Consider the following 21,420-nt stretch of genomic DNA (forward strand, 5'->3'; position numbering starts at 1 on the left):
CCCGATGATGCGCCGTACCGCCCTTCTGGCCACGATCCTGGCGATCGTCGCCGCGACCCCCGCGTGGGCCGCCTCCACGCTGACCATCAACGGCGCCGGCTTCGGCCACGGCATCGGCATGAGCCAGTACGGCGCCGCGGGCTACGCGGAGCACGGCTGGACGCACGCCCAGATCCTCGCGCACTACTACCAGGGCACGGAGATCGGGCAGACCGACGAGGACACGGTCGTGCGCGTGCTGCTGCTGTCCAGCTCCGCGCCGCAGTTCACGGGCGTGACCAACGCGGGCACGAAGAAGCTGGACCCGGCCAAGACCTACTCGGCGCGAGCCAACGGCGCGCGCGTGGACCTGCTCAACAGCGCGGGCACGAAGGTGGCGACGTTCGACGCGCCGCTGCAGGTGACCAACTCGGCCGACGCCCCGGTCAAGCTGATGGGCACCGCGGGCAACGGCGTGCTCAACGGCTCCTACCGCGGGTGGCTGGAGTTCCGGCCGGGCTCCGGCGGCCTGATGGCCATCAACGCGGTGGGCATCGAGCAGTACACCGCCGGCGTGATCGGCAACGAGGCGATCCCGTCGTGGCCGGCCGAGGCGCTGGAGGCCCAGGCGGTGGCCACGCGCGGCTACGCGATCACCACGAAGTCGGGCGGCAGCGCCGGCTACGACCTCTACTCCGACACGCGCTCGCAGGTCTACCGCGGCGTGGCCGGCGAGACCCCGACGACGAACAAGGCGACGAACGCCACCGCGGGCGAGGTCGTCACCTACGACGGCGACCCGATCACCACCTACTTCTTCTCCACCTCCGGCGGCCACACCGAGAGCGTCGAGAACGTCTGGAAGGGCGCGACGCCCAAGCCGTACCTGGTCGGCGTCGACGATCCCTACGACGACGTCTCGCCCTACCACCGCTGGGGCCCGATCCGCATGTCCAACGCGACCGCCACGGCCAAGCTCGGCTCGCTGGTCAAGGGCACGCTGAAGCGGATCGTCGTCAACCAGCGCGGGACGTCGCCGCGGATCGTCAAGGCGACCGTGGTGGGCACGGGCGGCAACACGGTGGTGACCGGCGACCAGCTGCGCGGGGCGTTCGCGCTGCGCGACTCGTGGATGACCTTCAACGGGGCGACGGCCGAGGTCGAGCTGCCGCCGTCGACGCCGGCCACGCCCGCCACGCCGAGCACCACGCCGACCACACCGAAGACCGGCTCGTCCAGCGGCGGCGCGTCCCCGGGCGCCCGCATGGCCAGCGTGCCGATCACCGCGCCGCGCGTCACGGGCGCGGCCTGGGGTGCCCGACCCGGCACCACGGTCAAGCTGCAGCGCCAGCGCAACGGCCGCTGGCGCACGGTGCGCTCGACCCACCTGGGCAGCACCCAGCGCTACAAGATCACGCTGCCCGGCGCCGGGCGCTACCGCGTCACCGTCGGCAACGCCCCGGGCCCGATCGTCCGCCTGCGCTAGTGCCCTGAGTCAGAAATTCGCCCGCATCTGGCGGCGGCGGCATCGTGCCTGCCCGCACCCACCATCCACAGCCGTACCACCAGTACGACGGTGGATGGCGGTCACGGGCAGGCCCGCCCCGCCATCCACCAGCTGCACACGAATTACCGACTCAGGACACTAGACCGGCGGCAGGACCAGCGGCTGCGGCGTGGTCGGCAGCGGCTGCAGGTCGCGCTGCTTGACCACCTTCAGCTTGGCCTGGAGGCGCTGGTAGGCGCGCTCCTGCTCGGGCGTGCGCTTCACGCCCTCCCAGGCCAGGTTGCGCTTCTCCAGCCGGTCGTTGCGGATGTCGTAGAACTCCCACTCGCTGGGCAGCTGGCCCTTGGCGTCGTACGTCTCGACGAGCTTCCAGCGCTGCTCGCGGATGGCCACGATGCAGTTGGGCGCCTTCAGGTACGGCGGGCTGGCCTGGCCGGCCTGCACGTCCTCGAAGGTGAACACGGTGTGGTCCTGGACCGGCCGGCTCGAGGTGCCCGCGACCAGGCGCGAGTAGTCCTGTCCCTGCCAGCGCTTCACCTTGGGCGCGCCGAACAGCCCGGCGATCGTGGGCATGAAGTCCACGTGGGAGACCAACGCGTTGGACTGCCGCGCCCGCGGGAACAGCTGCGGGTTGGAGTAGACCAGCGGCACGCGCAGCGTCTCCTCGTAGGCCTGGAAGTTCTTCTGGCGCATCGAGTTGTGCGTCATGCCCATCTCGCCGTGATCGGCGGTGCGCACGACGACCGTGTCGTTGGTCAGCCCCTGCTTGTCCAGGGCGTCCATGACCTCGACCAGGTAGTTGTCCGACGACCGCATGAGGTTGCCGTAGAAGCGCAGGTAGTTGCGCTTGCGCTCCGGCGTGCCCAGCACGCCCGACAGCCCGAACAGGTTCACGAAGCGCTGCTGCACGCTGGGCTTGGTCGACAGGTCCTCTTCCACGGTGGCCGGCAGCTCGATGTCGCCTTCGAGCCACGACTCGTCGTAGCCACCCGACTGGTACGTGCGCGGGTAGAGCAGCACGTCGTGCGGGTTGACCAGCGAGATCATCAGGCAGAACGGCTTGTCGCCGGGCTTGCGCGTCCTGAGGAACTGGAGCACGCCCTCCTGGCCGGACTCCGGGTCGCCCTCGGAGCTCATGTAGCGCCCGTCGTTGTCGGTGCTCCCGCCCCCGGCCTGGGAGACGTCCTGGTTGGCGCCGGCGTCCGGCGGGTTCCAGCGGGTGAAGCCGAAGGGCAGCAGGTCGGAGGTCTGGAAGCTCGACCCGTTGGCCGGCTTGGTCAGGTGGAACTTGCCCTTGTAGACGACGTCGTAGCCGATCGCGTGCATCGCGGTGGCCAGGTTGGGCAGCGTGGGCTCGAGCTCGACCTGCGGGTACTGGTCGTTGGGCATGTCCTCTTCGAGCGTGTACTTCACGCCGTGGTGCGCCGGCAGCTGGCCGGTGAAGAAGGTGGCCCGCGAGGGCGAGCACATGCAGGCGTTGCAGGTCGCGTTCTCGAACGACACGCCGTTCTTGAGCAGGCGTTGGAGGCCGGGCAGGTTGCGCTCGGCCCACCCTCGGGGGAAGTGCTGGATCGCCCGCTCCTGGTCGGTCATGAAGATGACCAGGTTGCGCCCGGCGAACGCCGCGGGACCAGTCGCGGCGGAGGCCAGCGCGGCCTTGCCCAGCAGCACCGCCGGTGCAGCGGCGGCCGCCCTTTGCAGCAACTCCCGGCGATTCAGCACTCCGAGCTCCTCCTAATGACGCAATGTCAGCCTGAGAATACCCGGCTCAGCGTCTCCGCGACGCACACCGGCTTCTCACCACCTTCGACCTCGAACGTACAGGTCGTGGTCAACTGCACGCCACCGGGGACGTCCTCGACGTTGGACAGGACCGCGCGCATGCGCACCTTCGAGCCCACCTTCAGCGGTGCCGGAAAGCGCACCTTGTTGGCCCCGTAGTTCAGCGCGAAGGCGACGTTCTCGATCGTGTACATCTCATAGGAGAAGCGCGGCGCCAGCGACAGCGTGAAGTAGCCGTGGGCGATCGTGCCGCCGAACGGCGTCTGCTTGGCCTTCTCCACGTCCACGTGGATGAACTGGTGGTCGCCGGTCGCGTCCGCGAACTGGTCGATCGCGTCCTGCGTGACCTCCAGCCAACCGCTGACGCCGAGCTCCTGGCCGACCCGGCCCTTGATGTCGTCGATGCCGTTGAGGGTGAGCATGGACCGGATCCTGTCAGGCGCCGGTGGCCAGCGCTCCCAACACGTCCGCCGCCAGGTCGCGGGGGGACTCGATCCCACAGGACAGGCGCACGAGGTCCGCGGGCACCGCGGCGGCGCTGCCCTCGACGGACTGGTGGGTCATCGCCTGCGGAACCTCGATCAGCGACTCCACGCCGCCCAGCGACTCGGCCAGCGTGAACAGCTTGGTGCGCTGCGCGATGGCGATCGCGTCGGGATGGCGGAAGGACACCATCCCGGAGAAGCCGGGCCAGCGGACGTCGGTGACGCCGGGCACGTCCTGCAGCGCCTCGACGACGGCGGCGGCCGAGCGGGCGTGGGCCTCCATGCGCAGGTGCAGCGTGCGCAGGCCGCGGTGCACGAGGAAGCAGTCCAACGGCGCCGGCACCGCGCCGACGGCGTTCTGGACGAAGCGCAGGCCGTCGGCCAGCGCCTCGTCGCGGGCGATCGCGGCGCCGCCCACGACGTCGGAGTGGCCGCCCAGGTACTTCGTCGTGGAGTGCACGACCAGGTCGGCGCCGATCTCCAGCGGGCGCTGGTTGACCGGGGTGGCGAACGTCGAGTCGACGGCGATCAGCACGCCGCGCGCGTGGGCGGCGGCGATCACCGCGTCGAGGTCCACGACGTTGAGCAGGGGGTTGGTCGGCGTCTCGACCCACACGAGCCTGGTGTCCGGGCGGATCGCGCGGGCCACCGCCTCGGGATCCGTCTGGTCCACGAGGTCGTAGTCCAGGCCGAAGCGGGCCAGCACCTTGTCGACCAGCCGATACGTGCCGCCGTACAGGTCGGCGGGCAGCACCACGTGGTCGCCGCTGGAGCACACGTGCGTGAAGACCGCGTGGGCCGCGGCCAGGCCGGAGGAGAAGGCCACGGCGCGCCCGCCGTCCAGCTCGCCCAGCGCGACCTCGAGCGCGTGCCGCGTGGGGTTGGCCGACCGCGCGTAGTCGTAGTCCTCGACGAACTCGCCCACCGCCTTCTGGGCGTAGGTCGACGTCTGGTGGATGGCCGGGATGACCGAGCCGAAGCTCGGGTCCGGCGTCAGGCCCGCGTGGACGGCCTTCGTGGCGAAGTCCATCAACGGGCCAGCGACTCGAGCAGGTCGGTGCGCGAGACGACGCCCGCGGGGCGACCGTCGTCCAGCACCAGGAGCGCCTGGCGCTCGCCGACCAGCAGCTCGACCGCGTCGCTGAGCGGATCGGTGGTGCCCACCGCGGGCAGCGGCGGCTCCATCACGTCGACGACCTGCGCGTCGAGCAGGCGCGCGTCGCCCACCGCGTGCTTGAGCAGCCCGCGCTCGCCGACGGAGCCGACGACCGCGCCGGTCTCGTGGGCCGAGACGACCGGCAGCTGCGAGACGCCGTGCTCGTGCAGCAGGGCGATCGCGTCGCGCACGCGCTGGTGGGCGTTGACCGTGACCAGCGGCGGGACGTCGCCCCCGGCCGTGCGGCGGCGCAGCACGTCGCCGACCGTGCGCTCGCCGGCCCGCTCCAGGAAGCCGTGCGCGGTCATCCAGTCGTCGTCGTAGATCTTGCTCAGGTAGGAGCGCCCGCCGTCGGGCAGGATCACCGCGACCAGCGCGGCGGGATCGTCGATCTCGGCGGCGACCTGCAGCGCGGCGTGGACGGCCATGCCGCCCGAGCCGCCGGCCAGGATGCCCTCGGTCATGGCCAGGCGGCGGGTGGTCAGGAAGGCGTCGCGGTCGGAGACGGTGACGTAGCGATCGACCACCGACGGGTCGAAGGCCGGCGGCCAGAAGTCCTCGCCGACGCCCTCGGTCAGGTACCCGCGCACGTCCTCGGGACGCGCGGCGCTGTAGATCGAGCCGGCCGGATCGGCGCCGACGACCACCAGGTCGGGGTTGCGCTCGCGCAGGTACTTCGCCGTGCCGGTGATCGTGCCGCCGGTGCCCACCCCGACCACGAGGTGGGTGATCGCGCCGCCGCTCTGGGCCCACAGCTCGGGCCCGGTCGACGCGTAGTGCGCGGCCGGGTTGGCCGGGTTGGCGTACTGGTTGGGGCGGAAGGCGCCGGGGATCTCGGCGGCCAGGCGCTCGGCCACCGAGTAGTAGGACTCGGGCGACTCCGGCGGGACCTCGGTGGGCGCGATCACGACCTCGGCGCCGTAGGCGCGCAGCAGATCGATCTTCTCGCGGCTCATCTTGTCGGGCATCACGGCGATCACGCGGTAGCCCTTCAGGCGCGCGGCGATGGCCAGGCCGGTGCCCGTGTTGCCGGAGGTCGGCTCGACGATCGTGCCGCCGGGCTGCAGCAGGCCGTCGCGCTCGGCCGCCTCGATCAGCGACACCGCCACGCGGTCCTTGATCGAGCCGCCGGGGTTGAGCGACTCGACCTTGGCCACGAGCTGCGGGGTCAGGCCGGCGCCGATCCGGCTCAGCCGGACGAGGGGCGTGCCGCCGATCGCGTCGAGGATCGAGTCGCGAATGTCGCCGCGCAGTGCGGTGGCCATGACTCCATTGTGCCAAAGATTCGCGACGGCATCCGGATTGCCGAATATCCTTCGGCGAAGCCATGATCGATCCGCCGCTTGACCAGCTCGACCGCCTGCTCATCACGCTGCTCGCCGAGGACGCCCGCATGCCCAACAACCGCCTGGCCGAGCGCGCCGGGATCGCGCCGAGCACCGCGCTGACCCGGGTGCGCGCCCTGCGCGAGCGGGGCGTGATCCGCGGCTTCCACGCCGACGTGGACCTGGCCGCGCTGGGCCGCCCGCTGCAGGCGATGATCGCCGTGCGCCTGTCGGCCCACACGCGCGAGCAGATCGAGTCGTTCACCGCCCACGTGCGCGCGCTGCCGGGCGTGATCTCGATCTTCCACATGACCGGCGCGACCGACTACCTGCTGTGGGTGGCCGCGACGGATCCCCACGACCTGCGCGAGTTCGTCGTCGAGCACCTGGCCTCGGACCCGGCGGTGGCCCACGCCGAGACCTCGCTGATCTACGAGCAGGTCAGGGGACCGGGGGTGTGAGGGCGTCGCCCAGCCAGGCGGCCTCCTCGTCGCCCAGCTCGGTCCCGGCCGGCGGGCCGCTCTGCAGCTCGCGGGCCAGCGCCTGCCAGTCGCCGCTGGCCCGCAGCTCGCCCAGCACGGCGAACAGCAGCGCCTCCATGCGGCGCAGCAGGATCGCCTCCGGCGGGATGGTCTGGCGGCGCATCAGGTCATACGAGGACGAGCGCGGGCTCGACGTGCGCTCGGCCAGGTCGCTGACGTAGGCCGGGTTCAGGTCGCGCTCGCCCGGCTCGCTCCACCACTCGGTCGCCTCCTGCAGCTGCGCGAGCAGCCGGTCGGGGTCGAACTCGTCGGGCTTGGGCAGGTAGCCGAGCTTGCTCATCGCCGCGTGCACCCCGGCGGCGTCGGCGTCCTTCAGCGCGCGGGCCAGGTCGCGCTCGCCGGCCAGGTAGACGGCGGGGACCTGGCGCATCAGGCCGAAGTCCAGGAAGCACACGCGGCCGTCGCCGGCCAGCAGGATGTTGCCGGGGTGCGGATCGCCGGCCACCAGGCGCTCGCGGTTGAGCAGGCCGAAGTAGAAGCGGAAGAGGATCTCGCCGATGCGGTCGCGCTCCTCCTGGGGGCGCTGCTTCATGGCCTCGAAGCCCTCGCCCTCCACGAAGTCGGTGACGAGCACGCGCCGGGCCGACAGCGCCGTGTGCACGCCGGGGACCAGCGCGAACGGGTGGTCGCGGAAGGCGCGGGCCACGCGCCGCTGGTTCTGGGCCTCGACCTCGTAGTCGAGCTCCTCGCCGATGCGCTCGCGCAGCTCGCCCATCACCGCCTTGGCGTCCAGGCCCGGGGCCATGCGCTTGACCAGCGGGATCAGCAGGCCGGCGTTGCGCAGGTCGGTCTCGACCGCCTCGGCCACCCCCGGGTACTGGACCTTCACCGCCACGTCGTCGCCGTCCAGCGTCGTCGCCCGGTGCACCTGCCCGATCGACGCCGCCGCCACCGGCACCTCGCCGAAGTCGACGAAGAACTCGCCGAGCTTGCCGCCCAGGTCGGACTCCACCACCTTGCGGATCTTGTCGAAGGAGACGCTCGGCGCCTGGTCGCGCAGCGCCGCGAGCTTGGCCTTGAACGCCTCGCGCTCGCTCTCGGGCACCGCCTCGAAGTCGATCGTCGACAGCACCTGGCCGAACTTCATGGCCGCGCCCTTCATCTGACCCAGCGCGCTGACGATCTCGTCGGCGGTGGCCATCGCCCGGGCCGCGCTGGCCGCCTCGGCGTCCTCCTCGCTGCGACCGCGATTGGCCACGCGGGTGCCGGCCCAGCGCAGCGATTGGCCGGCGACGAGGCCGCCCAGGCGGGCGGTGCGGCCGATACGGCCGGAGGGCAGCTTGTCGTCGGGCATGTGTCCAAGGTACGGGCCACGTAGCCTCTCGGCCCATGGCCGACCCCGCACCGCTGCTCGTCGTCGACGGTCCGTCGCTCATCTACCGGGCCTTCTTCGCGCTGCCCGACTCGATCACCGACGACGAGGGCCGGCCGGTCAACGGGCTGCTGGGCGCGACGAACCTGATCCTCCAGGCGGTCGAGCAGTACGAGCCGCGCGCGGTGATCCTGTGCTGGGGCGCGGAGGCGGCCACCTACCGCGTCGAGCTCTTGCCGATCTACCACGCCGACCGCCCGCCGGTGCCCGACGCGCTGGCCACGCAGCTGGAGTGGTCGGGCGCGTTCTGGGGCGCGTTCGGCTGGCACTCGATCGCCCACGACACGCTGGAGGCCGACGACGTGCTCGGCTCGCTGGCCACGATCGAGACCGCCGCCGGCGGACGCACGCTGATCTTCACCGGCGACCGCGACATGTTCCAGTGCGTGGACGACCACGTCGCCGTCCTGTGGCCGGGCGGCGGCAAGGGCGCGCCCGAGCTGATCGACGAGGCGGGCGTGCGCAAGCGCTACGGGATCGGGCCCGAGCTCGTCCCCGACTTCATCGCCCTGCGCGGCGACCCGTCGGACTCGATCCCCGGCGGCAAGGGCATCGGCGAGAAGACCGCGCGCGACCTGCTGCTGGAGTACGGGTCGCTGGAGAACGCGATCGCCAACGCGGTCCGGGAGCGCCCGCGCGTGCAGGCGGCGCTGCGTGACCAGGCCGCCGAGCTGCGCGACTTCAAGGTCGTGGCCACGCTCGTGCCGGTGCCGCTCGAGCGTCCGGCGGATCGCCCCACGGACTGGGCCGCGGCGGCCGCGGCGGCCCGGGAGAAGGGCATGCAGCGCCTGGCCGAGCGGCTCGAGGCCAAAATTCAGGGGTAGTCGGGCGGAAAATCGAGGGTCCGGTTCGCGGTGCGCGGGCCGATACTCGTTCTTGATGCGCCTCCCCAAGATTCCGGCGGCCACGCTCGCCGCCACCCTCCTGGCCCTCGTCGCGACCGCAGGCACCGCCGACGCGGGCTACCGGGTCGCCCACGACCGCTGCAAGGGCCCCGGGCTCCACCTCGCCCCCGGCGAGGGCTCCTACGCCCTGGTCTGCACCGCGACGTTCGAGATCCCGCCGCACCGCACCTGGGCGGATCCGGTGACCTTCAAGGAGGGAAGCTGTCCCGGAGACTCGATGATGCCCAACGAGGGCGTCTGGGACTACTGGGTCTACCGCGGTGAATGGGTGACCTGGAACGGCTTCTACCGCGAGGCGTACTTCGGCCACGCGCCCGAGGGCTACGCGCGTCCGGCCTCCTTCGTGGCGCCGTTCTACCACAACTGGAGCTCCTGGAACTGGCCCACGCGGACGATCGAGCGGTGCGCCGGCGGAGCCAAGTGGGTGCCCAAGTTCGCGGTGGCCCGACTGACCGTGGCCGACCCCGAGCCGGACGTTCCCGACCACGTCGCCGACCACGGCAACGGGAACGACGTCGATCACGGGACGAGCGGGGACGACGTCGAGCGCGGCGGGAAGGGCGACGACCGACTCGAAGGCGGCGCGGGCGACGACGAGCTGCTCGGGGGCGCCGGCGCCGACGACCTGTGGGGCGGCGACGGCTCCGACGAGCTGTTCGACGACCACGGCCAGGACCATCTCCATGGCGGCCCCGGCAACGACCGCTTCTCGACCAAGGACGGCAACCACGACACGGTCGACTGCGGCGACGGTGAGGACGTCGCCGTCGGCGACCCGCACGACACGTTCACCCACTGCGAGCACGTGTACACGACGCCCGAGAACACCCCGGCGCAACCGCCGGTGGTGGGGTAGCGCGCTAGCTGTCCTGCTCGCGGACTTGCTGAACGCGGGTGATGGGTGGTCGGCCGCCGGCGGCTGAGTGTGGGCGTTGGCGGTTGTAGAAGCGGATGAACGATGACAGGGCGCGGTCGCGTTGGGTGCTGTTGGGCCAAACGCGGCTGTGGGCCCATTCGGTGTCCAGGGTTTGCCAGAAGCGCTCGATCTTGCCGTTCCAGCGGGGGGTGTAGGGCGGCGTGAGGATGTGGCGGGCACCGAGCTGGTGCAGTGTTTGGGCGAACTGGTGGCTCTCGGAGTAGCACTTGGCGTTGTCACTCATCACCGCCTGGACGGGGCCGCAGCCTTGTTCTGCCATCCAGGCCGCGGCGCGCTTGAGCGTGGCTGAGACGGTGTGTTTGTTCTCGGCTGCGTGCAGCTCGCAGTAGGCCAGGCGGGTGTGGTCGTCGATCACTCCGATGACCACCGTCTTGCCCGCCCCGCGCGAGCGCTGGGCCTGGGAGCGATCACCGGTCGCCCAATGCCCGGGCTCATCGAACTTCGCTGCCGAGAACGCGTCGATGTGCAACAAGGCGCCGGCTTGGGTCCACTCATAGCGCTTGCCAACGGTCGCCCGCTCGCTGCGGCGTCGGCGGCTGACGCCGTGGCGCCTGAGCACCTTCCAGTTCGTCGAGCGGTGACGGCCGGTCAAGAACGCCAGGCGCATCGGCCCCCAGTTCGTGCGTTGGCGCGCGTCGAGGATCTCGCGCTCCTGGGCCGCCGTCAGCGCCCAAGGACACGACAGCGGAACCGGCCGCCTCGGCGCCAAGCACGAGAAATCTGCCCTCTCGGCCTCGCTGGCTTGGCCGAACCGGTCACACATCGTCTTGACCGTGGTTGGCGAACACCCGACCGCCGCGGCGATCTGCCGCAACGACTCGCCCGCCTGGCGGCGGCGGACCATCTCGATCCTCGCCGCCATCGCATAGCGACATCTACGGTCTGTCATGTGTCCGGTCCCTTCTTGGGCTGTGGTGGGTCGCACCTCTCAGCCTCCGGTCGGGGCCGGACACATCCATCAAATACGCGGCCCTGCCCTGTTCAGCAGGTCCGTGAGCAGCTCAGCTAGCGACGCGTCTCGGCCTGCAGCCAGGCCACGAGCGCGTCCAGCTGGGCCGGGCTGAGGCTGTTGCCGTTCGCGCTGGGCATCGCGGCGGGGTAGCCCGGCTCGACGCGGTCGCCGGGCTGCAGGATCGACCGGCGGATGTCGGCGGCCGAGCGCCCGGGCAGCGCCTGGTCGAGGTTCGGGCCGGTCTGCCCGCGGGTGCCGGCGGCGGCGAGCTCGTGGCACAGGCCGCAACCGCCCGACACGCGGAAGATCACGCGCGGGTCCAGCGTCGTCCGCGGATCCACGCCCGCCTGGACGGCGGGATCGAGCGGCACGTCGCGTCCGCACCCGACCAGGGCCAGCGCGGCGAGGACCGCGGCCGCTGCCGCGCCGCGCGCACCCACGGTCAGCGCAGCTTCAGCGTCGCGCTCTTGGTCGCCGTGCCGGTCGCACCGGTGTCGATGCCGCGGAAGGCGACCGACAGCGTCACCCGCAGGGGCTTCTTGAGCTTGCGCAGGAACGCCGCGGTGCGGTCGGACACCGACGGGAGCGAGTAGCTCACCGGGTCGGCCGTCGAGGCGTAGTTGGTCTCGCGGCGCAGGGCCCGCGTGAGCACGACGGTGCGACCCTTGACCTTCGTGGTCAGGACCGGGTCGAACTCGATGCCCGCCGTGGAGGACACCTGGTACTGAAAGCCGCTGAAGATCAGCTGCTGCGCGGTCTGGCCCGGGCCGATGGTCAGCGTGACCGTCGGCGCCTGGGCCGAGGCCGCCGGAACCGCGATCGAGACGCTCGCGAGCAACGCGGCGACCAACAAGGAGAGGCGCATAGCGCGCCACCCTCCCAGTTGGCGGCGGCGAAGACAACCCGGCGCGGCGACCTCGAAGCGGCGCATCGCCGCCAGCGGAGCGCGCGTCAGTCGGCGACGCCGCGGCGCTTGCGGCCCGTGGCCACGTACGGCGCCTCGGCGCGGATCTCGCCGACCAGGCGGGCGGCGAAGTCGCTGTGGGACTCGCCGGGCTGCAGGCCGCCGCCGGCCGGGAGGAAGAAGCGGACCTTCAGCTTGGGCCGGTGCGGGAACGACGTGACCTCGGCCGAGCCGACGCAGGTGCAGCACACGACCGTGGCCTCGGGGACCGCCTCGGCCAGACGGCCGATGCCGCTGCGGGCGCGCAGCTCGCGGCCCAGCGAGCGAGTGCCCTCGGGGAAGATGCCGATGCAGATGCCGGCGCGCAGCCCGTCGATCGCCTTCTGCATCGCGTTGGCGTCGCCCTTGCCGCGCTCGATGGGGATCTGGCCCATGCCGGTCAGCACCCAGCCGACGAGCTTGTTGTCCCACAGCTGCGCCTTGGCCAGCGCGTGCACCTGGCGGCGCTTGCGGGCCGCCGCGCCGATCGAGACGGTGTCCCAGTAGGAGTCGTGGTTGGCGCACAGGAGCACCGGGCCCTCCAGCGGCAGGTGCTCCTCGCCGGAGACCTCCAGACGCCCCCACAGCTTCGTGATCAGCGACGAGCCGTCGATGACGGCGCGGTATGCGGGGGTGAAGTGCTCAGGCATCAGTCCAGGTGGGTGGTCTCGTTGTACCCGCGCAGCAGCCATCGCCCATCGGCGAACACGACCAACCGCGTGAGCGAGCAGTTCTCGGCGAAGGAGAAGGCGAACGGGCGGCAGTCGGTGGCCAGACGGCAGACCTCGCCGATCACCCCACCGTGGACGAACGCGGCCGCGGTGCGACCGCCGCCCACCGTGTCGACGATCCGCAGGATGCCGGCGCGGACGCGGGCGGCGAAGTCGTCGGCCTTCTCGGCGCCGGGGATCACGTCGTAGCGCTCCTTGAGGAGCACCTCCATCGCGATCGGGTCGCCCTCGTGGACGCGGACGCGGTACTCGCCGCCCTCCCACTCGCCCAGGTGCACCTCGGCCAGCTCGGGCAGGATCGTCGGCGCCAGGCCGGTGCGCTGCACCGTGGGCGCCGCGGTCTCCTGGGTGCGGCGCAGCGGCGTGACGAAGATCGCGTCGATCGGCTCGCGTTCCAGCCGGCGGGTGACCGCCGCGGCCTGCTCGACGCCCTCGGGCGCCAGCGCCGGGTCGCCCCAGCCGTCGGGCGTCAGCTCGTGGCGCTGGCCGGGGAACACGGGCTCGGAGGCGCCGTGGCGGACGAGCACGATCTGCGTCGCGTCGGCCGGCAGCGCAAAGCGGCGCTGGCGGTAGCCGTCGCCGCTCATCCGGTGTGCTTGATGTTGATCACGTCGCCGTCGCGCATCACGTAGTCGCGGCCCTCGAGGCGCAGCGTGCCCCGCTCGCGCGCCCCGGCGGTGCCGCCGGCGTCGACCAGGTCCTGCCAGTTGATCACCTCGGCGCGCACGAAGCCGCGCTGGATGTCGCCGTGGATCTCGCCCGCCGCGTGCCAGGCCGAGAGGCCCTCGCGCAGGTGCCAGGACTGGGCGATCGTGGCCTCCCCGGCGGTGAAGAAGGTCAGCAGGTGCAGCAGCGCGAAGGCGCCCTCGACGACGCGGTCCAGGCCCGACTGCTCCAGGCCCAGCTCCTCGCGCATCGTCTCGGCCTCGTCGTCGTCGAGCTCGCTCAGCTCGGCCTCCAGGCGCGAGGACACGGCGACGGCCACCGCGCCCTGCGCCTGCGCGTAGGCGGCGATCTCCGGCGGCACCTCGGTGTCGCCTTCGTCGACGTTGGCCACGAACAGCACCGGCTTGGCGGTCAGCGAGCCCAGGTCGCGCTGCGCGTGCGGCGCGTCCTCGGGGGACGGCACCGACCGCGCGGGCCGGCCCTCCTGCAGCGCGCCGATCAGCTCGCGCAGCCACCCCTCCTCGGCGATCGCGGCCTTGTCGCCGCCGCGCGCGGTGCGCACGACGCGCTCCAGGCGCCGCTCGGCCTGCTCGAGGTCGGCCATGATCAGCTCGGTCTCGATGATCTCGATGTCGGCGATCGGATCGACGCGGCCCTCGGAGTGGATCACGTTGTCGTCGTGGTGCGCGCGCACGACGTGGACGATCGCGTCGGTCTCGCGGATGTTGGCCAGGAACTTGTTGCCCAGGCCCTCGCCCTTGTGCGCGCCGGCGACCAGCCCCGCGATGTCGTGGAAGTCGATCGAGTCGTACACCTCGCTGGAGGCGTGCAGCAGCTGCGCGAGCGCGTCGAGGCGCTTGTCGCGCACGGGAACGACCGCCACGTTGGGGTCGATCGTGGTGAACGGGTAGTTGGCTGCTTCCGCGCCCGCCTTGGTGAGCGCGTTGAACAGGGAGGACTTGCCCGCGTTGGGCATGCCGACGATTCCGACCTTCATCGGCGGCGGAAGATAGCCGCCACCCCGGTGCCGAGCAGGGCACCGGCGGCGATGTCGGTCGGATAGTGGACCCCGAGGTAGACCCGCGAGACCGCCATCGCGCTGGCCACGGCGAGCAGCGGGGCGCGCGGAACCAGGTCGCCGAACATCCCCACCGCGGCGAACGACGACGACGAATGGGCGCTGGGAAAGCTCAGCTGGGTCGGGGTCGAGATCAGCGCGGGCAGGTCCTCCAGCGCGGGGCGGTGGCGCTGCACGATCACCTTGACCACGACGTTCAGCGCCTGGGTGCCGGCGACGACCGCGGTCGCGCGCGCCCAGCGGCCGCGACGCTGCGGGTCGGCGGCCATCCCGACGGCGCCCAGCGCCAGCCACAGGCCCGCCTGCTCGCCGGTCGCGCTGAACGCGCGGATGGCCGGCGTCAGCCGCTCGGAGTGCAGGTCGCCGCGCACGTAGCGGTAGACCGCGAGGTCGGCGGTGGCCAGGCGACGGGCGACCGGCCCGCCGGCCAGGCGGCGGCGCAGCGTCCGGCGCGAGCCGGGATCGGTGGGGGGCGGAACGCTGGCCACGTTTGCGACGCGCCACGATAGGCGACAACCGCTGTGGTGCACCTGACCCTCGTCGCCAACACCGCGTCCGGCGGCGAGACCGACGCGGACACCGTCGCCGCCGCCCTGCGCGCCCGCGGCGCCGACGTGACCCTGCTGGACATCTCCGACGCGGCCCGCGCGGCCGACGGTGGGCCCGAGCGGATCGTGGTCGCCGGCGGCGACGGCTCGATCGCCCCGGTGGCCCGCGTGGCCGGCGCGGCGGGAGTGCCGGTGGCCGTGATCGCCACCGGCACCGCCAACGACTTCGCCCGCGCGCTGGAGCTCCCGCGCGAGCTGGACGCCGCCTGCGCGCTGGCCACCGATCGCGGCGCCCGGACGACGCCGATCGAGCTGGCCGAGGTCGACGACCGCTGCTTCGTCAACGCCGCCTCCACCGGCCTGCCGGTGGTCGCCGCGCGCCGGGCCGCGCCGCTGAAGCCGCGCCTGGGCCCGCTGGCCTACGCCGTGGGCGCGCTGCGCGCCGGCCTGACCGGCACGCCGGTGACGGTGCGCGCGCGGGTGGACGGCGCGACCGTGCACGACGGTCCCGCCTGGCAGGTCATCGTCGGCGCGACCGGTGCGTTCGGCGGCGGCAGCGGCATCGCGGAGGCCGACCCCGCCGATGGGCTGCTCGACCTCGTGGTCGTGGCCGCGGGCTCGCGCGCCGCGCTGGTCCGCCGGGCCTACGGGTTGCGGACCGGGCGCATCGCCCGCCAGGCGGGTGTGACCCACCGACGTGGCAAGCTGATCGACATCGACACCCCGGAGGGCACCGCGTGGAACGTGGACGGCGAGCTGTGCAGGCTGCAACGGACGAGCTTCAGCGCACGACGGGACGCGGTGGCGATCGTCGTGCCGTGAGCTGGCGCCCGCACGCGGCCTGGGCCGGCGGCCTCGCCCTGGCCGCGGGCGTCTGGTACGCCAGCGACTCGCTGCGCCACCGGCGCGAGCAGCGCCACGGCTACGCGTTGCGCGGCGGCCCGGTCGACGTCGGCGCCGAGGAGTTCCTCTACGCCTGCGAGGCGATGACCGGCGCGCCGATCTCCTACGGCAACGACCTCGAGGTGCTGATCAACGGCGACGAGATCTTCCCGGCGTTCCTGGAGACGATCGAGGCCGCCGAGCGCACGGTCAACCTGGAGACCTACGTCTACTGGCAGGGCGACATCGCCGACGAGGTGGCCGACGCGCTGTGCCGCAAGGCCCGCCAGAACGTCGAGGTCAACGTGGTCCTCGACGCGATGGGCGCGGCCAAGATGGATCGCAAGCTCGTGCGCGAGCTGCGCCGGGCCGGCGTCAACGTGGCCTTCTTCCGCCCGCCCAAGACGTACGCGATCCGCCAGATCAACAAGCGCACCCACCGCAAGCTGCTGATCGTCGACGGCGACGTGGGCATGATCGGCGGCGTCGGGATCGCCGAGGAGTGGACCGGCAACGCGCACGACCCCGACCACTGGCGCGACACCCACGTGCGCGTCCGGGGCCCGGTCGTGCGCGGCCTGCAGGGCGCGTTCGCCGAGAACTGGCTGGAGGCCACCGGCGACGTGCTGGTCGGCGGCACCTACCTGCCCGGGATCGACGAGGTCGACGGCGGCGTGGCCATGCAGCTCGTGCGCTCCAGCGCCGGGGTGGGCGACACCGAGGTCGAGGCGCTGTACTTCCTGGCCATCGCCTCGGCCCAGCAGACGATCGACCTGACCGCCGCCTACTTCGCGCCCCGTCCGGCGTTCGTCGACGCGCTGTGCGAGGCCGCCGGCGAGCGCGACGTGCGCGTGCGCGTCCTGGTGCCGGGCTCCAACATCGACAAGCCGATCATCCGCACCGCCGGCCGTCACGCCTACGACCGCCTGCTGGAGTGCGGCATCGAGGTCTACGAGTACTGCCCGACGATGCTGCACGCCAAGACGCTGACCATCGACGGCGCCTGGACCTCGGTGGGGTCGGTCAACTTCGACAACCGCTCCTTCCAGCAGAACGACGAGGCCACGCTGTGCGTGCAGTCGCCCAGCGTCGCCCGCCGGCTGACCGAGGTCTTCGAGGACGACCTGCAGGTCTCCGAGCCGTTCGACCTGGCCCACTGGCGGCGCCGGCCGCTGCGTCAGCGCGCGGCCGAGACGACGCTCAAGCTCGCGCGGCGCGAGCTCTGACCACGAAGAACGCCGCGATCAGCCCGAGGATGCCCAGCAGGGCGTCGACGCGGAAGCCGTCGTCCAGGCCGTCGGCGAAGCTCGAGGCGCTGAGGATCACCGACGTGGTCAGGCCGACGCCGATGGTGCCGCCGACCAGCTGGGACATGTAGAGGATCCCGCCGCCCACGCCGGTCTGGGCGGGATCGAGCGTGGTGATCGCCGCGTTGGTCAGCGTCGAGTAGAACAGGCCGAAGCTGACGCCCAGGACGCACAGGCCAGGGACGATCACGCCGTAGCCCGAGTCGGCCTCGATGAAGCTGAGCAGGAAGATGCCGACCGGCATCAGGGCCGCGCCGGCCAGCAGCAGCGGGCGCGGGCCGAGCTTGTTGTAGAGCGGGCCGGCGGCGAACGAGGTGATCGCGAACAGCGCCATCATCGGCAGCAGCGCGACGCCCGACTCCAGCGCGTCGTAGCCCAGCAGCTTCTGCGTGAACTGCGGGACGTAGAGCAGCGAGACGAAGAAGATCCCCGAGCAGAGCATCGTGGCCAGGCAGGCGGCCCGGAACGAGGGGTTCCCGATCACCGCGCGCGGGATCAGCACCGGCACGTCGGTGCGCCGCTGGGTGAAGACGAAGGCGATCCCCGCGGCGATGGCGATCGCGAACAGGGCGAGGATGCGCCAGTCGCCCCAGCCCCAGTCGGTGGCCTGGTCCAGCGCCACGAGCAGCGCGACGATGGCCACCGAGATCGTGATCACGCCCGGGATGTCGAGCTTCTCGCGCGGGCCGGTGGGCGTGTCGGACTTGACCGTGCGCCAGGTCACGAAGACGGCGATCGCGGCCACGGGCAGGTTCAGCACGAGGATCGCCTGCCAGCCGATCGCGTCGGTCAGCAGGCCGCCGATCATCGGCCCGAACGCGTTGCCGATGCCGCTGACGCCGAGGATCAGGCCGCCGGCCAGGCCGGCCCGGTCGGCGGGCACGATCGAGAAGATCAGGCCCACGATCGCCGGCCACATGAGCGCGCCGCCGACCGCCATCACCGCGCGGCAGGAGATCAGCCACCACGCCTCGGTGGCCAGCGCGCCGATCAGCGAGAACGTGACGAAGATGGCGATGCCGGTGAAGAACGCCCGGCGGCGACCGAAGATGTCGGCCAGGCGGCCGCCCGTGACGATCAGGACCCCGAACGTCAGCGAGTACGCGTTGATGACCCACTGGACGGTGCCGACGTCCGTGTGGAAGTCGCGCTCCATCTCCGGGACCGCGACGGTCAGGGCGGTGATGTCGTTGGACACGACGAACACCGCCAGCGCCATCGCGAACATCGCCAGCTTGACGTCGCGACCGAGGGGCTTCTTGGGTTCTGCTGTGCCTACCGCGCTCGCCTCCATGCGGGCGCGAGCCTAACGACTACCGACCGAAGCCGACCCCGCGCTCCTGGTTCTCGGTGCGCACCCACAGGACGTGGGCCAGGCTCAGGCGCACGGCGCCGTCGAGCGTCGTGAGGTCGTGCCAGCCCTCGCCGCCAACGGCGCCGAGCAGGCTGTCGAGGTCGGACTGCTCGACGCGCAGGCCGAGGGGCGGGCTGGCTTGGAAGCCGATGGACACCTGGACCATGTCAATGCTCCTTGGAAGGCTGGACGATCTCGGTGAGCACCCCGCCGGATGACGAGGGGTGCAGAAACGCTACCGATGAGTTGCGGATTCCGACGCGCGGGGTCTCGTCGATGAGCCGCACGCCCTGGGCGCGCAACGCGTCGAGCGTGGCCACGATGTCGGCGGTCTGGTAGGCGACGTGGTGCATGCCCGGGCCGCGCTTGGCCAGGAACTTGCCGACGGGGGTGTCGGCGTGCAACGGCGCCAGCAGCTCGACGTGGTTCTCGCCGACGTCGAGCAACACGGCCTCGACGCCCTGCTCGGTCACCGTCTCGCGGTGCACGAGCGTCATCTCGTAGGTGCTGTCGTAGAGGGCGATGGCGGCGTCGAGATCCTCGACGGCCACGCCGATGTGGTCGATCCGGGCAAACACGCGATCGAGTCTAGGTGACGATCTCGAGCCGCTCGCTGGGCACGATGCCGCGGCCGACCTTCGCGTGCGGCTCGCCGTCGACCTCGACGACGTCGGCGGTGAAGTCGTTGGAGCCGCGGATCAGCGAGGAGCCCACTCCGTACACGTCGACCGGGATGCCCTCGGCCTCGAAGCGGCGGATGCGCGCGGCGTCGAACCCGCCGGAGACGACGATCTTCACGCGCTGGAAGCCCTCGGCGTCCAACGCCGCGCGGACCTTGCGCACCAGCTCCGGCTGCACGCCGCGCAGGTCGGTGCCCTTCAGCGCCTCGTCGACCAGCGCCTCGCTGGTGTCCAGGCGCACGCCCCACAGGTCGTCGCCCAGCGCCCGCGCGACCGCCAGCGCGGTGCGCACCGAGTCGTTCTCGAAGTCGACCAGCACGGTCACGTGCATCTCGCCGGCGTAGCGACGCGCGAAGGCGGCGGCCGCGGCCACGGTGTCCCCCTGGTAAGCGGCGATCAGGCCGTGCGGGACCGTGCCCACGCCGCGCCCGCCCCACCACGACGCCTGCGCGTCGGTCGAGACGCCGATCGCCCCGGCGACGTGCGCGGCCCAGCCGTCGCCGGTCTGCACCAGCCAGTGGTCGTGGCGCGCGGGGAAGTACAGGATCTCCTTGCCCCGCGCCGCCTGGACGACCTCGCGCACGTTGCGCATGACCAGCGTGCGCCGGGCCAGGCAGCCCAGGTAGACCGTCTCCAGGTGGGCGAACAGGGCGTAGTCGCCGCGAATCGTCAGGACCGGCTCGCGCGGCTCGATGCGGTCGCCCTCGTGCAGCGCGCGCACCTCCAGCCGGCTCCAGCCGTCGACCCACTCGCCGCCGGACGCGCGCTCGCCGGCGCATTCGCGCAGCACCGCGATCGCCTCGTCGATCCCGCCCAGGATCGACTGCTCCTTCTGGAAGACCTGCATCAGCACCTGCGGGTGGTGGTCCTCGGCCTCCAGCAGCTGCTTGGTCAGGTTGAAGTACTGGTCGGAGTAGTAGCCCTCGCGGATGCGCGCGATGGGCAGCCGGAAGACAGCGGAGGACAGCCGCTCGGGGGCCATCAGCCCAGCAGGCGCAGCGTGACGTCGCGGAAGAACGTCGCCGCGTGCGCCACGTCGCGCACGTCGATGCGCTCGTTGGCCGAGTGCACCAGCGGCGCGGACTCCAGCAGCGTCATGTGCTTGTGCGGGAAGAAGCCGTAGGCGACCACGTCGGGGAACGTGGCCCGGAACGAGCGCGAGTCGGTGAAGCCGGGCAGGATCGTGGGGATGATCGTCGCCTCGGGGTCGTGCTCGGCGCCCCAGGCCTGGATCGCGTCCATCAGCACCGAGTCGACGGGCGAGCCGTTGCCCGCCACCTGCTCGGTCCACTCCAAGCGGTAGCCGTCCTCGCCGAGGACCTCCTTGACGCGCGCCTCGGCCACGTCGCGGCCCAGCCCGGGCGGCACCCGGCAGTCGACGCCGATCGTGGCCAGCGCCGGGATCACGTTGATCTTCTCCGAGGCCCACACGCGCGTCGGCGCCACGGTCACGCCGAGCATCGGCTCGACCAGCACGGCCAGGACCGGGTCCTTGGCCCGCAGCGCCTCCAGCGCGGCCGCCGGGTCGGAGGCGTCGAAGCCCAGCCCCTCCAGCATCGCCCGCGGTCCGTCGGTCAGGTCGAAGCCGGGCTGGCTGGCGCCCATGCGGTCCAGCAGCGGCGCGAGCTTGAGCAGCGCGTTGTCGCCGATCTTGGGCAGCGAGGCGTGACCGGCCACGCCGTCGACGTGCAGGCGGAAGCGGAAGACGCCCTTCTCGGCGACGCACACGCCCAGGTAGCGGCCGCCGTCGAAGGGCAGCACCGGGCCGGCACCCTCGTTGAGCAGGTAGTCGCAGCGAACCTTGTCGGGGTGCGTCTCGCAGATCCACTGGGCGCCCTCGGCGCCGCCGGTCTCCTCGTCGACCAGCACGATCACCAGCAGGTCGCCGGCCGCGGGCCGCCAGCCCGAGCGGGCCAGGTCGATCGCCGCCGCGACCTCCGCGGCGGTCTGGCTCTTCATGTCCAGCGCGCCGCGGCCCCAGACGTAGCCGTCGGCGATGTCGCCCGACCACGGGTCGTGCTCCCAGTCGCTGGCCGTCGCGTAGACCGTGTCGACGTGCGAGAGCAGGCACAGCGTCGGCCCGTCGGCCTGGCCGCGCAGGCGCGCGACGAGGTTGGGGCGCTCGTCGGTGCGGCCGAGCAGCTCGACCTCGAAGCCGGCGTCGCGCAGCAACGCCGCAAGGTGCTCCTGGGCGGCGCGCTCGTTGCCCGGTGGGTTGACCGTGTCGAAGCGCAGCAGCTGCTGCAGCAGCTGGGTGGCCGAGCCGGCGAGGTCGTCCATGGGCGGGCA

The 21,420-nt window shown here is 72.1% G+C and carries 22 protein-coding genes and 1 pseudogene; 6 read left to right on the forward strand and 17 right to left on the reverse strand.

From position 1 onward, the window contains the following. Positions 1 to 4: 4 nt before the first annotated feature. Complete coding sequence (locus ACZ5UI_RS20030; RefSeq protein ID WP_464190266.1) at positions 5 to 1,465, forward strand: SpoIID/LytB domain-containing protein; 1,461 nt, start codon at positions 5 to 7, stop codon at positions 1,463 to 1,465. 159 nt (positions 1,466 to 1,624) lie between these two features. Here ACZ5UI_RS20030 and ACZ5UI_RS20035 read toward each other — a convergent pair whose 3' ends face one another. From ACZ5UI_RS20035 to ACZ5UI_RS20050, 4 genes are read right to left on the reverse strand one after another with little or no spacing between them, the layout of a single operon-like run. Next, positions 1,625 to 3,208: a sulfatase-like hydrolase/transferase gene (locus tag ACZ5UI_RS20035; RefSeq protein ID WP_464190269.1), complete on the reverse strand. Its 1,584-nt coding sequence runs from the start codon at positions 3,206 to 3,208 to the stop codon at positions 1,625 to 1,627. A gap of 26 nt (positions 3,209 to 3,234) precedes the next feature. Beyond that, positions 3,235 to 3,690, reverse strand: a complete 456-nt coding sequence (locus tag ACZ5UI_RS20040) for a MaoC family dehydratase (protein ID WP_464190271.1) — start codon at positions 3,688 to 3,690, stop codon at positions 3,235 to 3,237. Between the two features lie 13 nt (positions 3,691 to 3,703). Then, positions 3,704 to 4,783: a trans-sulfuration enzyme family protein gene (locus ACZ5UI_RS20045; RefSeq protein WP_464190273.1), complete on the reverse strand. Its 1,080-nt coding sequence runs from the start codon at positions 4,781 to 4,783 to the stop codon at positions 3,704 to 3,706. Further along, on the reverse strand, positions 4,783 to 6,174 hold the full coding sequence (locus ACZ5UI_RS20050) for a cystathionine beta-synthase (RefSeq protein ID WP_464190275.1): 1,392 nt from the start codon (positions 6,172 to 6,174) through the stop codon (positions 4,783 to 4,785). The genes ACZ5UI_RS20045 and ACZ5UI_RS20050 overlap by 1 nt, the downstream gene beginning before the upstream one ends. Positions 6,175 to 6,236: 62 nt before the next feature. Here ACZ5UI_RS20050 and ACZ5UI_RS20055 point away from each other — a divergent pair, with 62 nt between their 5' ends. Further along, positions 6,237 to 6,695, forward strand: coding sequence for an Lrp/AsnC family transcriptional regulator (locus tag ACZ5UI_RS20055; RefSeq protein WP_464190277.1), 459 nt, complete (start codon positions 6,237 to 6,239; stop codon positions 6,693 to 6,695). A 493-nt stretch (positions 6,696 to 7,188) separates the two neighbouring features. On the opposite strand, the pseudogene ACZ5UI_RS20060 reads toward ACZ5UI_RS20055, so the two are convergent. Continuing rightward, a pseudogene (locus ACZ5UI_RS20060) lies at positions 7,189 to 8,070 on the reverse strand (ABC1 kinase family protein); the annotation flags it as partial. Positions 8,071 to 8,105: 35 nt separating this feature from the next. Here ACZ5UI_RS20060 and ACZ5UI_RS20065 point away from each other — a divergent pair. Next, on the forward strand, positions 8,106 to 8,972 hold the full coding sequence (locus ACZ5UI_RS20065) for a 5'-3' exonuclease (protein ID WP_464190279.1): 867 nt from the start codon (positions 8,106 to 8,108) through the stop codon (positions 8,970 to 8,972). A 55-nt stretch (positions 8,973 to 9,027) separates the two neighbouring features. Next, entirely contained in the window at positions 9,028 to 9,909 is an 882-nt protein-coding gene (locus ACZ5UI_RS20070) for a calcium-binding protein (protein WP_464190282.1), read from the forward strand. Between the two features lie 4 nt (positions 9,910 to 9,913). On the opposite strand, the gene ACZ5UI_RS20075 is transcribed toward ACZ5UI_RS20070, so the two are convergent. The 7 genes from ACZ5UI_RS20075 to ACZ5UI_RS20105 all read right to left on the reverse strand — a co-directional run bounded on the left by ACZ5UI_RS20075 (position 9,914) and on the right by ACZ5UI_RS20105 (position 14,848). Further along, positions 9,914 to 10,852 carry an IS481 family transposase gene (locus ACZ5UI_RS20075; RefSeq protein WP_464188931.1) on the reverse strand — a complete coding sequence of 313 codons (939 nt, stop codon included), beginning with the start codon at positions 10,850 to 10,852 and terminating at the stop codon, positions 9,914 to 9,916. A 143-nt stretch (positions 10,853 to 10,995) separates the two neighbouring features. After that, positions 10,996 to 11,382: a c-type cytochrome gene (locus ACZ5UI_RS20080; RefSeq protein ID WP_464190284.1), complete on the reverse strand. Its 387-nt coding sequence runs from the start codon at positions 11,380 to 11,382 to the stop codon at positions 10,996 to 10,998. A 2-nt stretch (positions 11,383 to 11,384) separates the two neighbouring features. Beyond that, on the reverse strand, positions 11,385 to 11,807 hold the full coding sequence (locus tag ACZ5UI_RS20085; RefSeq protein WP_464190286.1) for a hypothetical protein: 423 nt from the start codon (positions 11,805 to 11,807) through the stop codon (positions 11,385 to 11,387). A gap of 86 nt (positions 11,808 to 11,893) precedes the next feature. Further along, a complete protein-coding gene (locus ACZ5UI_RS20090) occupies positions 11,894 to 12,535 on the reverse strand; it encodes a lysophospholipid acyltransferase family protein (protein WP_464190288.1) in 642 nt (213 codons plus the stop codon). Then, positions 12,535 to 13,203 carry a histidine phosphatase family protein gene (locus ACZ5UI_RS20095; RefSeq protein ID WP_464190290.1) on the reverse strand — a complete coding sequence of 223 codons (669 nt, stop codon included), beginning with the start codon at positions 13,201 to 13,203 and terminating at the stop codon, positions 12,535 to 12,537. Before ACZ5UI_RS20095 ends, ACZ5UI_RS20090 begins: the two co-directional genes overlap by 1 nt. Further along, positions 13,200 to 14,279 (reverse strand): redox-regulated ATPase YchF, encoded by a 1,080-nt coding sequence (gene ychF / locus ACZ5UI_RS20100; RefSeq protein WP_464190293.1) that lies wholly within the window; start codon positions 14,277 to 14,279, stop codon positions 13,200 to 13,202. The genes ACZ5UI_RS20095 and ychF overlap by 4 nt, the downstream gene beginning before the upstream one ends. Next, positions 14,276 to 14,848 carry a phosphatase PAP2 family protein gene (locus tag ACZ5UI_RS20105; RefSeq protein WP_464190295.1) on the reverse strand — a complete coding sequence of 191 codons (573 nt, stop codon included), beginning with the start codon at positions 14,846 to 14,848 and terminating at the stop codon, positions 14,276 to 14,278. Before ACZ5UI_RS20105 ends, ychF begins: the two co-directional genes overlap by 4 nt. Before the next feature lie 33 nt (positions 14,849 to 14,881). Between ACZ5UI_RS20105 and ACZ5UI_RS20110 the strand changes: the two genes are divergently transcribed. Both ACZ5UI_RS20110 and ACZ5UI_RS20115 read left to right on the forward strand, forming a co-directional pair. Continuing rightward, positions 14,882 to 15,730 (forward strand): diacylglycerol/lipid kinase family protein, encoded by an 849-nt coding sequence (locus ACZ5UI_RS20110; protein WP_464190297.1) that lies wholly within the window; start codon positions 14,882 to 14,884, stop codon positions 15,728 to 15,730. Beyond that, entirely contained in the window at positions 15,727 to 17,016 is a 1,290-nt protein-coding gene (locus tag ACZ5UI_RS20115) for a phospholipase D-like domain-containing protein (protein ID WP_464190299.1), read from the forward strand. The genes ACZ5UI_RS20110 and ACZ5UI_RS20115 overlap by 4 nt, the downstream gene beginning before the upstream one ends. On the opposite strand, the gene ACZ5UI_RS20120 is transcribed toward ACZ5UI_RS20115, so the two are convergent. From ACZ5UI_RS20120 to ACZ5UI_RS20140, 5 genes are read right to left on the reverse strand one after another with little or no spacing between them, the layout of a single operon-like run. Then, positions 16,991 to 18,391: an MFS transporter gene (locus tag ACZ5UI_RS20120; protein WP_464190301.1), complete on the reverse strand. Its 1,401-nt coding sequence runs from the start codon at positions 18,389 to 18,391 to the stop codon at positions 16,991 to 16,993. The two genes, ACZ5UI_RS20115 and ACZ5UI_RS20120, sit on opposite strands and share 26 nt — an antisense overlap. A 19-nt stretch (positions 18,392 to 18,410) precedes the next feature. Beyond that, positions 18,411 to 18,617: a hypothetical protein gene (locus ACZ5UI_RS20125; protein WP_464190303.1), complete on the reverse strand. Its 207-nt coding sequence runs from the start codon at positions 18,615 to 18,617 to the stop codon at positions 18,411 to 18,413. A gap of 1 nt (position 18,618) precedes the next feature. Further along, positions 18,619 to 19,029 (reverse strand): methylmalonyl-CoA epimerase, encoded by a 411-nt coding sequence (mce, locus tag ACZ5UI_RS20130; RefSeq protein WP_464190305.1) that lies wholly within the window; start codon positions 19,027 to 19,029, stop codon positions 18,619 to 18,621. Positions 19,030 to 19,039: 10 nt separating this feature from the next. Then, the gene (locus ACZ5UI_RS20135) at positions 19,040 to 20,113 is read right to left on the reverse strand and encodes a nicotinate phosphoribosyltransferase (RefSeq protein WP_464190307.1); all 1,074 of its coding nucleotides are present in this window, start codon (positions 20,111 to 20,113) and stop codon (positions 19,040 to 19,042) included. Next, on the reverse strand, positions 20,113 to 21,411 hold the full coding sequence (locus ACZ5UI_RS20140) for a M20/M25/M40 family metallo-hydrolase (protein WP_464190310.1): 1,299 nt from the start codon (positions 21,409 to 21,411) through the stop codon (positions 20,113 to 20,115). The genes ACZ5UI_RS20135 and ACZ5UI_RS20140 overlap by 1 nt, the downstream gene beginning before the upstream one ends. Positions 21,412 to 21,420 lie beyond the last annotated feature (9 nt).

The sequence above is a fragment of the Conexibacter sp. JCM 18997 genome, assembly GCF_055391915.1.

Excerpts from the sequence above, each read along its gene's own strand:
- ACZ5UI_RS20030 (WP_464190266.1), top strand. The coding sequence starts at position 5 with ATGATGCGCCGTACCGCCCTTCTGGCCACGATCCTGGCGATCGTCGCC.
- ACZ5UI_RS20040 (WP_464190271.1), bottom strand. The coding sequence starts at position 3,690 with ATGCTCACCCTCAACGGCATCGACGACATCAAGGGCCGGGTCGGCCAG.
- ACZ5UI_RS20045 (WP_464190273.1), bottom strand. The coding sequence starts at position 4,783 with ATGGACTTCGCCACGAAGGCCGTCCACGCGGGCCTGACGCCGGACCCG.
- ACZ5UI_RS20050 (WP_464190275.1), bottom strand. The coding sequence starts at position 6,174 with ATGGCCACCGCACTGCGCGGCGACATTCGCGACTCGATCCTCGACGCG.
- ACZ5UI_RS20055 (WP_464190277.1), top strand. The coding sequence starts at position 6,237 with ATGATCGATCCGCCGCTTGACCAGCTCGACCGCCTGCTCATCACGCTG.
- ACZ5UI_RS20065 (WP_464190279.1), top strand. The coding sequence starts at position 8,106 with ATGGCCGACCCCGCACCGCTGCTCGTCGTCGACGGTCCGTCGCTCATC.
- ACZ5UI_RS20070 (WP_464190282.1), top strand. The coding sequence starts at position 9,028 with ATGCGCCTCCCCAAGATTCCGGCGGCCACGCTCGCCGCCACCCTCCTG.
- ACZ5UI_RS20075 (WP_464188931.1), bottom strand. The coding sequence starts at position 10,852 with ATGGCGGCGAGGATCGAGATGGTCCGCCGCCGCCAGGCGGGCGAGTCG.
- ACZ5UI_RS20085 (WP_464190286.1), bottom strand. The coding sequence starts at position 11,807 with ATGCGCCTCTCCTTGTTGGTCGCCGCGTTGCTCGCGAGCGTCTCGATC.
- ACZ5UI_RS20090 (WP_464190288.1), bottom strand. The coding sequence starts at position 12,535 with ATGCCTGAGCACTTCACCCCCGCATACCGCGCCGTCATCGACGGCTCG.
- ACZ5UI_RS20095 (WP_464190290.1), bottom strand. The coding sequence starts at position 13,203 with ATGAGCGGCGACGGCTACCGCCAGCGCCGCTTTGCGCTGCCGGCCGAC.
- ychF (WP_464190293.1), bottom strand. The coding sequence starts at position 14,279 with ATGAAGGTCGGAATCGTCGGCATGCCCAACGCGGGCAAGTCCTCCCTG.
- ACZ5UI_RS20120 (WP_464190301.1), bottom strand. The coding sequence starts at position 18,391 with ATGGAGGCGAGCGCGGTAGGCACAGCAGAACCCAAGAAGCCCCTCGGT.
- ACZ5UI_RS20125 (WP_464190303.1), bottom strand. The coding sequence starts at position 18,617 with ATGGTCCAGGTGTCCATCGGCTTCCAAGCCAGCCCGCCCCTCGGCCTG.
- ACZ5UI_RS20135 (WP_464190307.1), bottom strand. The coding sequence starts at position 20,113 with ATGGCCCCCGAGCGGCTGTCCTCCGCTGTCTTCCGGCTGCCCATCGCG.
- ACZ5UI_RS20140 (WP_464190310.1), bottom strand. The coding sequence starts at position 21,411 with ATGGACGACCTCGCCGGCTCGGCCACCCAGCTGCTGCAGCAGCTGCTG.